General features: G+C 31.6%; 11 protein-coding genes and 2 riboswitches. Of the genes, 8 read left to right on the forward strand and 3 right to left on the reverse strand.

Going from position 1 to position 13,989, the window contains the following annotated elements:
- The 3 genes from K337_RS20130 to K337_RS0116480 form a co-directional block, all read right to left on the reverse strand.
- Positions 1–2,630, reverse strand: a 2,630-nt coding sequence (locus K337_RS20130; RefSeq protein ID WP_037030049.1) for a DUF7507 domain-containing protein, incomplete at its 3' end; no start/stop codon positions are given.
- Between the two features lie 143 nt (positions 2,631–2,773).
- Positions 2,774–2,849, reverse strand: a riboswitch (cyclic di-GMP riboswitch).
- A gap of 92 nt (positions 2,850–2,941) precedes the next feature.
- A riboswitch (cyclic di-GMP riboswitch) is annotated at positions 2,942–3,017 on the reverse strand.
- Between the two features lie 145 nt (positions 3,018–3,162).
- Entirely contained in the window at positions 3,163–3,537 is a 375-nt protein-coding gene (locus tag K337_RS0116475) for a NusG domain II-containing protein (protein ID WP_028857558.1), read from the reverse strand.
- A 1-nt stretch (position 3,538) separates the two neighbouring features.
- Entirely contained in the window at positions 3,539–4,423 is an 885-nt protein-coding gene (locus K337_RS0116480) for a phosphatidylserine decarboxylase (protein ID WP_028857559.1), read from the reverse strand.
- A 451-nt stretch (positions 4,424–4,874) separates the two neighbouring features.
- Here K337_RS0116480 and K337_RS0116485 point away from each other — a divergent pair, with 451 nt between their 5' ends.
- The 8 genes from K337_RS0116485 (at position 4,875) to K337_RS18915 (ending at position 13,956) form a co-directional block, all read left to right on the forward strand.
- Positions 4,875–5,546, forward strand: a complete 672-nt coding sequence (locus K337_RS0116485) for a fimbrial biogenesis chaperone (RefSeq protein ID WP_028857560.1) — start codon at positions 4,875–4,877, stop codon at positions 5,544–5,546.
- A gap of 16 nt (positions 5,547–5,562) precedes the next feature.
- Positions 5,563–5,946, forward strand: a complete 384-nt coding sequence (locus tag K337_RS0116490; RefSeq protein ID WP_028857561.1) for a hypothetical protein — start codon at positions 5,563–5,565, stop codon at positions 5,944–5,946.
- A gap of 106 nt (positions 5,947–6,052) precedes the next feature.
- A complete protein-coding gene (locus tag K337_RS0116495) occupies positions 6,053–8,575 on the forward strand; it encodes a fimbria/pilus outer membrane usher protein (RefSeq protein ID WP_028857562.1) in 2,523 nt (840 codons plus the stop codon).
- On the forward strand, positions 8,535–9,365 hold the full coding sequence (locus K337_RS0116500; protein ID WP_028857563.1) for a hypothetical protein: 831 nt from the start codon (positions 8,535–8,537) through the stop codon (positions 9,363–9,365). Before K337_RS0116495 ends, K337_RS0116500 begins: the two co-directional genes overlap by 41 nt.
- 136 nt (positions 9,366–9,501) lie before the next feature.
- Complete coding sequence (locus tag K337_RS18905) at positions 9,502–10,416, forward strand: cation diffusion facilitator family transporter (protein WP_051251876.1); 915 nt, start codon at positions 9,502–9,504, stop codon at positions 10,414–10,416.
- A gap of 357 nt (positions 10,417–10,773) precedes the next feature.
- Entirely contained in the window at positions 10,774–11,802 is a 1,029-nt protein-coding gene (locus tag K337_RS0116510) for a M42 family metallopeptidase (protein ID WP_028857564.1), read from the forward strand.
- Positions 11,803–11,820: 18 nt separating this feature from the next.
- Positions 11,821–12,327, forward strand: a complete 507-nt coding sequence (locus tag K337_RS19460) for a DUF8052 family protein (protein WP_028857565.1) — start codon at positions 11,821–11,823, stop codon at positions 12,325–12,327.
- A gap of 12 nt (positions 12,328–12,339) precedes the next feature.
- Entirely contained in the window at positions 12,340–13,956 is a 1,617-nt protein-coding gene (locus tag K337_RS18915) for a carbon starvation CstA family protein (protein ID WP_037030053.1), read from the forward strand.
- Positions 13,957–13,989: the final 33 nt, after the last annotated feature.

The following is a 13,989-nucleotide window of genomic DNA, read 5'->3' on the forward strand; positions in this document are numbered from 1 at the left end:
ACTGTTACTGATTTTCCTGCTTCTATTTCCGGTAATGTTACTCCGGTTTTTATGTTTCCTGTTGCTCCTACTAAATTCGGCGCTGTCTGTCCATCAAAGAACTTTGAGTCTAATAGGTCTGTTAATACTGCGCCTACTACTTTTACACTTGAATTATTCGTTACCTTTATTGCATATGTTAATTTCTCATCTGCTTCGGCTATATCATTCGTATTTGCATCTGTTACTGTTTTTTCTACTAATAAATTTGTTTTAGCTGTTGCACTTTCTATTGCTGTCTTCGTAATATTTGAATCTTTCGTTGTACCTCCATATGATACCGTTGCCATATTATCTATTGTTTCTCCCGGTACTGTATTTAATGGATATATTGCTTTCAATTCAAAACTTACTGTTACTGATTTTCCTGCTTCTATTTCCGGTAATGTTACTCCGGTTTTTATGTTTCCTGTTGCTCCTACTAAATTCGTCGCTGTCTGTCCATCAAAGAACTTTGAGTCTAATAGGTCTGTTAATACTGCGCCTACTACTTTTACACTTGAATTATTCGTTACCTTTATTGCATATGTTAATTTCTCATCTGCTTCGGCTACATCATTCGTATTTGCATCTGTTACTGTTTTTTCTACTAATAAATTTATAATAGATAAACCCTTTACTGTTGCTGGTTCTGTTATAGGTGTTAATACTTTACTGTCAATAGTATTCGCATTAAATGTCGCAGGATATACTATCGTTCCAGCATTTAAATCATCTTGCGTTACTGTATGTGTTACTTCTGCTACTGCTTTTTCTCCCGGTAACAATACTGTTTTTGTTGGATCAATTAATTTAATCCCACCTGTATTGTCTTTATCTGTAATCTTAATATCTTTTAAAGTACCTGTACCAGTATTTTCTAGTGTCACTGTATAAGTTACAACATCTCCTACTTTGCTATATTCAGTAACAACTGATTTATCATCTTTATCTGTGATCGTTGGTGTATTACTTACTTTAAACTTATACGTTGCTGGAATTCCAGTAGCTATAGCTGTCGCACTCTTTCCTATTACGTTTCCATCTGGTTTTACAGCTCTAAAGTTTGCAGTATTTATTACCTTTCCATTATCCACATCATCTTGAGTTACTATATATTCTCCAGTTCCTATAGCTATTTCTCCATCTTCTTCTCCCTGTTTTGGTGGTAAAAGTATTGTTTTGTCCAATTGAACACCTGGTACCTTTAAATCTGAGATAGATACATCTTTTAATGTTTGAGTTCCCGTATTGGTTATACTGAATTTATATACAATTATATCTCCTGCTTTTGTATAGTTTTCTTTTGTCTTTGTATAGTCTTCTCCATCCTTTATATGATCTATTCTTTTAGTTACTTCCAATCCCTCAACTATATTTGCGTATACTGTTGCTTCTGCAGCTGCATAAAGATATTCTTTAGGGTCGCTGCCTTTTTTTGTCGCCTCTACCGCTGCAGTTCTTACTATACTCCCTTTATCTATATCGCCTTGTGTTATACTTCCTTCTATACTCGAATCAAGAACTGTTTTAGTTCCATATGTTACAACACTCTGACCAGCTTTAAGTTCGTCCCATGTGCTTTGTACAAGTCCGATATCAGATTCTCCTGCATTATCTGATATATCTATACCATCCTTCAATTTGATATTGGTAAGAGTTTCCCCCCCTGTATTTGTTATTGTTATTTTATATTTAACGGTATCTCCTAATTTATAGTTATTTCCACTAACAACCTCTTTCTTTATGTCTAATTTATAATCATTTGTCGGTATAGTTCCTCTGACTATAGGGTTACGAAATTTATGTTCATTCATCCATTGCCCTGTTGATGAAGTAAATCCAAAATAAACGTATCTCCCTCCTAAATATTCCCCTACAATATCTCCAAAGTAAGTATCTGTATAAGTTTTTATTCCATCCCTAAAAGTATATTTAAATGTTTTAGACGAAGCATCCCAATCAAAGGTAACCTTATGCCACTCTCCATCTTCCATTTCATCTATTTCTTTATAAGATGTTCCACCTTTAATTCCAGAATTTCTAGTAGTTCCAATTTCTCCCTCAGCTATAAAAGCAATATGGTCCTTTATTAAATCCCCCATTATATCACTAGGGCATTGTGGGTCATAATTAGGATTTGTATAAGTATCAAATTTAACTCCAAAGGATTTTTCAAATTTTCCTCCTAAGTCGTTTCTACCACCATAACCTATATTTTGTCCATTTCTAGCATAGTTCATATCTTTATAATCCGAAGATTTAAAAGCAAAGGCCATTCCATCTGCTCCTATATCAATGTTTCCATTTACATCAACATATGATGAATCCGTACTACGGTTGGGATATTGAGTCTCATAATCTTTAAGACTCATCGTTTTCCTGTTCCCCAAATATATCTCATATTCAAAATGAAAATCTTCATTTAAATCAAACATATTCCGTGACCAGACTGCACCGACTTTATACCCTTCATCAGGGGTTATCCTTACCTCACTTCCACTTTTTACCGCATCTTCATAGTATAGAAAATTACTGTAGTTTCCATTAACCTCTTTCCCCCATAATGACATTGATATAACTAATAAAAACAATAAAACTATTTTCTTCATCTTTCCTTCTCCCCTAGTAAACTTAATATTTTATTCTATATCTATTTTAAATTCATAATTCCAAAGATTAAAAAATCCTTAATGTAACCTAAAAAATAAGCTAACAACCGTTATTTTATATAAAAAAATACAGATCCCGTAAGATCTGCAACTGGCTGCCATTTTAAAGGCCCTTTAGTTTTGCGTCACAGGATTTCTCCTGTTTTGCCAAAAATTATATTTTTTATTCTTTAAAAATTAAAAATTCCTTAAACAACCTAAAAATAAGCTAACAACTGTTTTTTTTCATAAAAAAATACAGATCTCGTAAGATCTGCAACTGGCTGCCATTTTAAAGGCCCTTTAGTTTTGCGTCACAGAGTTTCCTCTGCTTTGCCAAAAATGATATTTTTTATTTTTCCACCTAATAGGATAACATTTTCTATATATATTTTCAAGATTTTTATGAAAAATGTATGTATTATTTAGAAATAAAAAAAATGAATTCTATATTTTATAGAACTCATTCTTTTCATTATATTTTAAACAGTCTCTATCGCAGGATAAAATCCACCTCATCCTCTTCTTTTCCTACTATCTTTATTAAAAGTTTATCCGGAACTCCTATAATAGTCTGCCCAGATCTCTCTATCCACCCCTGCTTGACACATAACTTCCTCGGTGAATACGAAGAAGTTACCCTTATCTTATTATCTTTTAATTTTATTCCTACTCCTCCAATATCTGTATCAACATAGAATTCCTTCTCTGCTTTTTGGAGTTTATATGTGTATTTCAATTGATTATTTACATATATTTCAGCTCTCTCTGCCTTAGTTTCCTTAATTTTATGGACATTCATGCCTAAAGTCAAAAAAATCCCTATGATCAATCCATAGATTATCAGATCTCCCCTTTTAAAATACATCTTATTCTCCTATTTTTTCACCCATATAAACCTTAGTTTCATAGCCATTTTTTGTATTCTTTAAAATATCATCATCTATCCTAACCTTACCTTTTTCAAACAACAACAGTACCGAAGATCCACCAAAGGTAAAGTACCCCTTTTCCTCTCCTTTTTTTATATCGCTATTAGGAGTATAGGTCTGTTCAATTCCTCCTACCATGGTAGCTCCTATCTCTGAAATCAAAATATCCCCATATTCACTGGTTTTCAGTGTAGTCAATTCTCTCTTATTTTCACAGAATACTCCAAAATTATCTTTTATTGCATAGGGGGATACAGAATAATAATATCCATCTATTTTATTTCTACTGCCAATTTCTCCAGCAGCAGGAAAATGATATCTATGATAATCTGCAGGGGCTAACCTTACAACTATCATACTTCCACCCCTGTATTTTTCCCACAACTCTTTATTATTCAGATATTTTTCTAAACAAAATTCAGTCCCTTTCACAAAGAATTTATCCCAATCATTGATCTCTTGAAATCCTATTGCCTTTCCATCAGCAGGAGAAACCAATCCATCCTCTATTTTTCTTGCATTGGGCTTTAGCTTTCTGTAAAAAAAATCATTAAATGAAGTAAATTCTCCTACTTTCTTTTGAGATTCACTCATATCTATATGATTATCCCTCACAAAATCTTCTATCTTATTGATTGAAGTTTTTTGATCCATCAATTTCCCATAAAAAGAAGACAAACATTTTCTCTTTACCAGCAATTCCAAAGGTAGTTTCCCAAATGGATTATGGTATAAAAATTTTAAAAAACTTTCTCCCGGGACATTTTCAACCAATATCTTATTTGTTTTTCTATCTATATATTCAATCTTATCTAATTTCATATTTTATCTCTCCTATCAACTCTTAGTTTTTAATGGTTATCTCATATATTATATCATAAAAACACATGTATTTAAAAAATATTACATTTCATATGAATTTTATAGTGATCTTTATCTTTTTTATTTTTAAATAACTTATATTATCAAATTCAATTCAATATTTAAAAGATTATTTAATCAATTTTATGTTTTTTAACCAAATAAAAATTCATTTTTTCAGAGCCAATTTAAACCTAAAAAAATATAATATAGACTATAAAGTCAATACGTTATATAAATATTTTTTTTACTCCCTGTAATTTTTTCTTTAATTATATTAAAAAATATAATTACATTTTTATATTATTTTATCATTGCTTTATTCTTACAAAAATGTTACAATCTTTTGTAAAAACTTAAATTTCAATTAAAAAATAATTAAAAAAACTAACTTAAATAGGGGGAATCATTTATGAAAAAAATAATAGTAAGTCTATTAGTAGGTTTAACTGTCTCAGCCAATGTCTTTGCCATATCAATATCACCTAAGATAATCGAAGCTAAATTAGTTAATCAAGAAGTATTCAAGGAAATCAGGGTAAAAAATGATACCAATACTCCAAAGAGATATAAAGTATCCATAATCAAACCTATTAATATTGGTTCTGATGATTATTATATCGGGAATCATATAGAATTTTATCCTCCCATACTAAACTTAAAACCCAATGACACTAAATCAATAAAATTACTTATAGAAGACTTTAAAGACCTTCAAGATGGTGAATATAGATGTTATTTATCCCTCGATGAAATAACACCTTCAAATGCAAAGGGAATATCCATAAGGATAAATTTGAACTCTGCCATCTATGCCAATAAGGGAAAATTAAATAAAAGTCTCGAAATTAATGACTTTAAAATTAATGATACCCACGTCCAAGGAGTCATAGAAAATAAGGGGAATACGTCACTAAAGATCATAGCAAGATATCTAATGGATGACGGGACTACAGTCGATCATGAGTTTTTTATTGGAAGAAAGGGAAATCACGACCTTAAGTATAATGGAAAAAATAAGGTTGTTCAAGTGGATTTACTGGACAGGGACACTAAGAAACATATAAAAACATTAAAAATTTAAAATAGGAGGAAAATTTATGAAAAAATTATTATTAGGAGCGTTACTGGTTGTGGGGTCGATAAGTTATGGAGAAGCCACTGCTTCGACAGAGGTAAAAATTACAGCAAATGTTGTGGCAACAGGTTCAATAGAAGTTCGACAGGGTGACGCAAAAGTAACAGACCTTGTCTATGATGGTACTGAAGAAGTACTCAATGTTGTATTTACAAGTACCAATAAGACTACATTACAGACAATAACCGCAAAGGATATTACCATGAAGAATGGTGATGAAAATGAACAGTTTTTAATATCTGTCAATGCGAATAATAGCTCAGTAACTCTAGAAAAACAAGATCTCACAAAAGTAGATGATGGAAACTTTAATGGAACACTTATTGTTAAGGCTACATATCAATAAAAATTTAATGGGGTACCTAGTATCCCATTATTTATATTCAAGTTATATTTTATAAACAAATAAAATTACACTCTGGTATTTTAAACATTGTAACAAGGAGAGATCGATGAAAAAAAGAATTTTAATTGTGGCTTTATTTATTTTTAGCTGCCTTACCTATTCCAATGAAGAAATCCCCTTAACTCTTAAGGTTAAATCCTATGAACAGGGGTTTTTTAAAGTTATTAAATCAGACAGCAATAAAATATATCTGAGTTTTTCAAAATTCTTGTCGGTCATTGAAAGCAATGGATATACAAATAATAATGGGTTGCTTAAGGCAGAGGTGAACAGCAGCGATTTTATCATTGTTGATACGAATAAACAGACGATCTTATTTAATAATAATAAACAAAATTTCTTAAAAGAAGACCTTATGACTATCAACAAGGATATATATATATCCACCGATATATTGGGAATTCTGGGAGAAGTTAAATACGATGAAAATTCACTGACCCTTGAATTACAGCCGAACTTTGAATTAAAATATGAAACTATGAATCTTATATACAATAAGAGAACTAATCTGGAAAATAATAATAATAAACCAAAAAAACTGAGAGGCAGAACAATATTTATAGAAAATAAAATATTTACCCTAGGAAGGTTAAAACTTAACTATGAAAATTCAGATTTGGGAAATGGTTTCGACAACGATACCCTGTCAATTGATTATACAAATAGATTATTATATGGAAATTTTAACACCTCATTGGATCTTACCGATGGAGTAGATTGGGATACCTGGAATCTTAAATATGATAAATCATTTTTACCTTTTTTAAAAAATAAAGAACTAATCTTTGGGGACAGCTACACTCAAAATGACAACCTGTCCAACCATGAAATAAGGGGAATAAGTCTTAAATCTGCTAAATTTACCACACAATATGGGAAAACCGATATAACAGGTTATAGCAACAATGGGAATATAGTTGAGTTGTATAAAAATAATCGACTTTATGAATATCAAAAAGTTAAAAATGGGAAATATATTTTTAAAGATATAGACGTATCCAGTGATACAGATCTCAAAGTAAGAATATATGATGAGAATAATAACTATACAGAAGAATTTATTACGGTAAAATCATTTGCCGAGATACAGGAAAAAGGACAATGGGACTATCAGTTTAACTATGGAGAAAACCGGGACATCGATCAAGATCAGCTCGATCTCAGATTATTATATGGTGTTGCTAACAGACTTACTGTAGGGGGAGGATATCACCAGCTGGCAAATAGATACATCCCGAAAGATGAAAATAAATTTATTGAAGGTATAGGAATCTGCAGGTTATCAACTAAGATACTTCCAACCACTGCTAAGGCAACCTACCAGCAAAACTTAAAAACCGAAAAGATAAATAAATTTATAGAAATAAAAAGTGAACTTTTGGGGCACGATATAACCATTGAAAGCAGAGATTATGAATATCTACTGGAAGACTATTATAAAAAAATAAGTCTCAGAGCAAACAACAGGATAGGAGACTATTCCTACCGCCTTGAAACAACGAAAGAATATTACGATCTCTATAAGATAAATGAATTAGATGTTCAGGCTACAAGGTATTTCGACAGATCCTATATAGAGATTGGAAGTGATTATGAGGAATATGACGGCAGAGATATCAATAAAACCACATTGAATTTAAAAATTTCAAAGTCATTTACTGAATTGACAGCTATTTTAGAAGCTTCCAACACCTGGAAAAATAATAGAAAAGATGAAAAAGAAGTCGGCCTGAGGATACAAAATTACTCTTCTGATTCCCCACTGGAATATAGTTTGTTTTCCAATACGGACCTGAATAAAAAGTATGAAGTAGGACTTGAAATTTCATATGACCTATACAGCGGCATTACCGGACTGTTTAATATGATCGGGGATGACGGTAAGGATCATTCTACAGTAGGAGTAAGGATTGAAAAAACAGTTATCCTCGAAAAACCACTGGCCAACACCAAATCCACCAATATTGAAAACAGCTGGATCTATGGAAAGGTTTTTAAAGATAATAATGGAAACGGTATTATGGATCCGGGAGAAGAACCCATGGAAGGATTCATAAAGGTCAATGGTAAAAAATACATTGTCAATAAAAAAGGTGAGTATCTCATAGATAATGTAAGCGACTATGATTATACTACCTTAGATCTATCCCGGTATAAAATAAACCATATGTACAGAGTTAAGGACGAACAAATCAATGTCTATGGAAAGTCCGGAGCAGGATTGAAATTGGATATTCCTGTAAAAAGAATTATGAGTATAAGTGGTGAGGTAGTTACAAATAATATGTCGTTATTAAAGGATACCTATGTGCAGCTCTTAAAAGGTAATAAAATTGTCAAAGAGGTCAAAGTTGATTGGGATGGTTTCTATATGTTCGAAGAGATAACAGCCTATAATTATGATTTAAAAGTTGTATATAAAGGTTTGGAAAAATATGAAATCGACAGGAATGTTCTTAAACTGGATATCCACAATAAATCTTATATAGATAATATTACTTTTAAAATTATGGGAGAGGAGGAAAATAATGAAGAGACTAATTATAATGTTATTCTTAGTTGTAACTAGTATTTCATTTAGTCGAAGGTATGAAGCAGTAGTCCTAAATGGTAAAAAAGAATATTCGGTATCTATGAAAATAGATTCACATGAGAGTCAGATCAATTATCATGAAACAGGATGGTATATAACAAATACCAGTAGAATTTTTAATAACGGATATAAAATTGACTATATAAAAATTGAAAAAGATGGAGATATAAAAAAAGGTATTGTTCCTATAAAGCTGGTAGTAAGTAGCAGTGACTCTGAAAACTTACTAAACGGCCCATTATTACAGGTTATTCAAGCCGAAATGTATTTTAGACTAGGAATCCCTGATAGACCAATAGCAGGAAGACAGGATCTACCATTAGGTCTGCAGCATTTTACCTTTATAAAAAATATCGATGAGGTTATCATAAAGCAGACTACGGAAATTAATTTAGGAACATTATATAGTGGAGAAGAACTCTCACAATCTCTCCTCTCAAGGAATAGGCTTATTCAGATAAAATATAACACATATGGTCCTGGAGGTTATGTCCCTATGATGGATATAGACGTCAGTGGTAGCGGAATCACTAAAAATCTAAAAATTACAGGAGGAAATTATGATTATATAAATAAAGAAATCATTCTTGTCAATCAAAGAACAAACTCCAATGATTCATTCAAAATAAATGGTACTTATACCGTTAATTTTAAAGATCCCGGCAATGGATATATAGATTTAAATACCTATAGAATTTCCGGAGAATATCCAAAAGACTATGGAATATACAAAGCTGTTGAAACTATCAATATAACATTGTATTAAAGAAATAAAAAAGATGATTTCTATAAAATATAGAAATCATCTTTTTTTATTTTTTTCCCCTCCATTTAAAAGGTCATTTCTATCTTTCTCTGTATATCTTGATTGAGAAGTTAAATGTGTTTCAAAGGGGGAAAAGATGAGGGAGAAAAAAATACTATGGATCATAACCTTTAACTTAATAATTATATTTTCCGAGATCTTATTCGGAATAATTTCAAATTCATTTGCATTAATAGCAGATGCACTGCATAATGCCGGAGATGTTATCGCCATAGTTATCACCTATATTGCATTAAAGTTAGGTACGAAACAGACCACCTTCAAATATACCTTTGGATTTTTACGATCTGAGATGATGGCAGCCTTTGTAAATACCCTATTTTTATCTATAACGATGATCTATATGATCTATCAGGCAGTCTATAGGTTTTTCAACCCGGAAATCATAGAACCACTCTACATGATAATTGTGGGAACCATTGCAGTAATTGCAAACGGCATCAGTGCTTATCTTCTAAACACTATGAACACCTCTACCCATACCCACCATGAGCATCATCACGAACATAGGGATGCAAACATTAAGTCAGCTTATCTACACATGCTCAGTGATGCACTCATCTCGGTAGGAGTAGTAACAGCCGGTATTTTTATTTATTTTTTTAGAATTTATTATATTGATTCTATTTTGACTATTGTTTTTTCACTCTATATCCTGCGTCATTCCTATCCATTATTAAAGAAAAGTTTTTTATCCCTCATGGATACGAATATTACAGATATCTCTCCCGAGGAATTAGATAAAGTCATTAAAATTGATGATAACATCATTGAATACCATGATTTACACATCTATAAACCCAGCTCAAAATATAATTTTATCTCATTTCATATAGTTTTAAAAAATAATAATTTAATTTTAAAGGAAATAGAGGAGATGACTGGTAAGATTAAACACAACTTAAAAAAATATGATTTTAATCACATACTGATCCAGGTAGATACAGACTCCCACATAAAACATAAAATTAATTGTGAATTAAAGGAGTAGCTTTATTTTGCCCCCTTAGCCCCTGTTGGGGCTTTTTTTATCAAAAAAATTGTCTAAACTGCAAAAAATGTGGTATTAAAATAGAGGAAATACTTTTTTATTAAAAACATTTAAATAAAATCATATTTATACAACATTTTTTTCTATTTCACCCCTCAAAATACGAACTTTCATAACAATAAATTGCACCTAACTTAAAAATATGATAAAATCATTTAAGTTTTTTTAACAATCACTTATTTCATTTTAAGGATATAGAAACTAATAAAAACATAAAAAATTTTGTGGTTAAAAGCAGCAGACACCACATCTTAAAAGATATAAAAAAATCTAAAACTAAATCAGGAGGATACAATGATTAAAATTGACTGGGATTATATTATGCAATTAACAACAGAACTTATGGAGATTCCAAGTCCCGGGGGGCTTACTTATGATGGGATAGAAAGGTGTAAAGAGGAATTTAAAAAATTCGGCCTCACTCCTTGTCTCACTAAAAAAGGAGCCCTAATCGCTCAAATGGATGGAGAGGAAAAGGGAGAAGTTACCATGATATCTGCTCACATCGATACTTTAGGAGCTATGGTAAAACAGATCAAGCCCAACGGTAAATTAATCATCAACAATATCGGAGGATTTTCATGGAACAGTGTCGAGGGAGAAAACCTTACTATCCATACTTCTAAAAAAGGAAATTACAGCGGATCTCTCCTACCTATAAAATCTTCCAGGCATACATATGGTGAGGAAGTTACTACCTTGGTTAGGGAGCAGGAAAATGTAGAGGTGAGGATCGATGAATTTACAGCTTCTAAAAAGGAAACAGAAGATTTAGGAATATCCATCGGAGATTTTGTTTCCTTTGATACAAGAACTATATTTACCTACAATGGATTTTTAAAATCTCGTTATATAGATGATAAAGTATGCATTGCCCAGTTATTCAGTTATATTAAATACCTCAAGGATAACAATATCAAACCTAAAAATAAGGTTTATTTTTATATTTCCAACTATGAAGAACTAGGCCATGGTGTATCTGTAATGCCAGAGGATGTAGACCAGTTTATTGCCCTGGATATAGGTTTGGTTTCTGACTATTCCAATGGGGATGAAAGAAAAGTTAATATTATAGCTAAAGACAGTAGAACCCCCTATGATTTTAAACTGAGACAAAAATTAGTGGATCTATGTGAAGAAAACCAGATAAAATATACTGTAGATGTGCATAACCGATATGGTTCAGATGCATCCATTGCAGCTACCCAGGGATTTGATGTGAATTTTTCATGTATAGGTCCCAGTGTCGATTCCAGTCACCACTATGAAAGAACTCATAAAGATGGAATAATTGAAACTATAAGGCTTTTAATAGCTGTTCTATAATTTTTAGGAGGAATATATTTGAAAATCCAAGATTTAACAGAAAGAATCATCGATAAACTCTCCTCTAATTTTGATATAAAAAAAAATGAAATATTAGATGGAATCCAATATGATTTTTCAGGTATTTATATAGAGGAAACCAATAAATATATCCTTTCAAAAGAAATGGTCTATGATTCATTTTCAAATAATGAAACAGTCCTTTGTAAAACATTTGCAGAAGATGAATTCTCAATGGATGTTGATACTTTAAAAACGTATATAATGAAAAATTTAAATTTTTTTAAGGGGGAAAAAGAAAATCAAATGAGCAGTATGATCACATTTGTTTATATAGGTGGTCACCTTTCAGATACAGATAGGAATAGTATAAAAAAATTTAAATTTCATAAAAGTTTTTTATTTGGAATAAAGGGCTGGATCAATACAAAAGTAATCTATATAGATATATTTAATAAAGAGATTATTACAAACAAGATGGGAAAGAAAGACATGGTATTTTTTAACAGTTTTTTAAATGATTAAAGGAGGAAATTCATGAATTCTGTATGGTTATTAGTTGTTACAATTCTTATTTTTATTGTAGCTTATACTGTCTATGGAAATTATCTTTATAAAAAATGGGGGATCGATCCATCGAGGAAAACCCCTGCTCACACTATGCGTGATGGTGTAGACTATGTCCCAGCCAAAGCTCCTGTTTTACTTGGACACCATTTTTCTTCTATTGCCGGTGCCGGTCCAATTGTAGGTCCTATCGCAGCAGCTATATTCGGGTGGGTTCCAGTTTTACTTTGGATCATAGTTGGAAGTATTTTCTTTGGAGGAGTACATGATATGGGATCATTATTTGCTTCCATTAGAAATAAAGGAAAATCCCTGGGAGAAGTTATCGGGATCTCAATGGGATCAAGAGGAAAAAAATTATTTGCAATATTTGCATGGCTTACCCTTATCCTGGTTGTAGCGGCATTTACTAATATCGTTGCAAATACATTTGTCGCTGTTCCCCAGGCTGCAACTGCATCCCTGTTGTTTATAATTTTAGCTATTGGATTTGGTTTCTTTGTATACAGAAAGGGGTTTAGTCTAGCTGTTGGTAGTATAATCGGTGTAATTGCTCTTATAGGTTGTATATTTTTAGGTAATGTTTTCCCTATCAGTCTGAGTAAAAATGTCTGGATGATTGTCTTACTTGGATATATATTTATAGCTTCAGTTACCCCTGTATGGATCCTATTACAGCCTAGAGATTACTTAAATTCATTCTTACTATACGGAATGTTAATCGGTGGGTTTGTAGGTATATTAATTATGAGACCGACTATTAAGCTGGCTGCTGTTACTTCATTTAATATCAATGGAAAGCTTTTATTTCCAATGTTATTTGTTACTGTAGCTTGTGGTGCAGTTTCTGGATTCCATTCCCTTGTAGGTTCAGGAACAACATCTAAACAATTAGACAATGAAAAAGATATTAAAGTTGTTGGATATGGTTCTATGCTGATTGAAGGAGTATTAGCCGTTATTGCTATAATAACAGTGGCTTATCTATCTAAAGGTAAATTTACTAGTCTTTTAGGAGCAGGAGGTCCTATCAATGTTTTCTCCGATGGTTTAGGTACTTTTATGACTTCTTTTGGAGTAGATTATAGTATAGGAAAAAGTTTTACCGCTTTGGCTATCTCTGCATTTGCATTGACATCTTTAGATACAGCTACAAGGCTGGCTCGTTTTATCTTCCAAGAGATGGCAGCTGATATAAAATCTCAGGATAATCCATTGACTAACAAATATACAGCTACACTTATAACTGTTTTAATAAGTGGTTTTCTAGGATTTAACGGTTGGACAACTATATGGCCAATTTTTGGGGCAGCAAATCAATTACTTTCAGCTCTGGCTCTTTTAGCAATAGCTGTATGGTTGAAAAAAATGGGTAAAGAATACAGGATGGCACTATTTCCTATGATCTTTATGTTTGCTGTCACATTAAGTGCATTAACTCTTATTATTAAAGCTAATTTAAACAACTATATACTCTTGGGATTTGCAGTAGCTCTATTTATTCTAGCAATCATCCTTATTATCGAAGCTAAAAAAGCTTTTGCCGATAAAACTGAAATTTTGGATATAGAAAATGACAGCGAGTAGCAAATGTTTTAATTAGAGATTCAAAAGGATGTA

It is taken from the genome of Psychrilyobacter atlanticus DSM 19335, from assembly GCF_000426625.1.
GTDB classification, from domain to species: Bacteria; Fusobacteriota; Fusobacteriia; order Fusobacteriales; family Fusobacteriaceae; genus Psychrilyobacter; species Psychrilyobacter atlanticus.

Coding starts and splice junctions, on each gene's coding strand:
- K337_RS0116475 (WP_028857558.1), bottom strand. CDS start 3,537: ATGTATTTTAAAAGGGGAGATCTGATAATCTATGGATTGATCATAGGG.
- K337_RS0116480 (WP_028857559.1), bottom strand. CDS start 4,423: ATGAAATTAGATAAGATTGAATATATAGATAGAAAAACAAATAAGATA.
- K337_RS0116485 (WP_028857560.1), top strand. CDS start 4,875: ATGAAAAAAATAATAGTAAGTCTATTAGTAGGTTTAACTGTCTCAGCC.
- K337_RS0116490 (WP_028857561.1), top strand. CDS start 5,563: ATGAAAAAATTATTATTAGGAGCGTTACTGGTTGTGGGGTCGATAAGT.
- K337_RS0116495 (WP_028857562.1), top strand. CDS start 6,053: ATGAAAAAAAGAATTTTAATTGTGGCTTTATTTATTTTTAGCTGCCTT.
- K337_RS0116500 (WP_028857563.1), top strand. CDS start 8,535: ATGAAGAGACTAATTATAATGTTATTCTTAGTTGTAACTAGTATTTCA.
- K337_RS18905 (WP_051251876.1), top strand. CDS start 9,502: ATGAGGGAGAAAAAAATACTATGGATCATAACCTTTAACTTAATAATT.
- K337_RS18915 (WP_037030053.1), top strand. CDS start 12,340: ATGAATTCTGTATGGTTATTAGTTGTTACAATTCTTATTTTTATTGTA.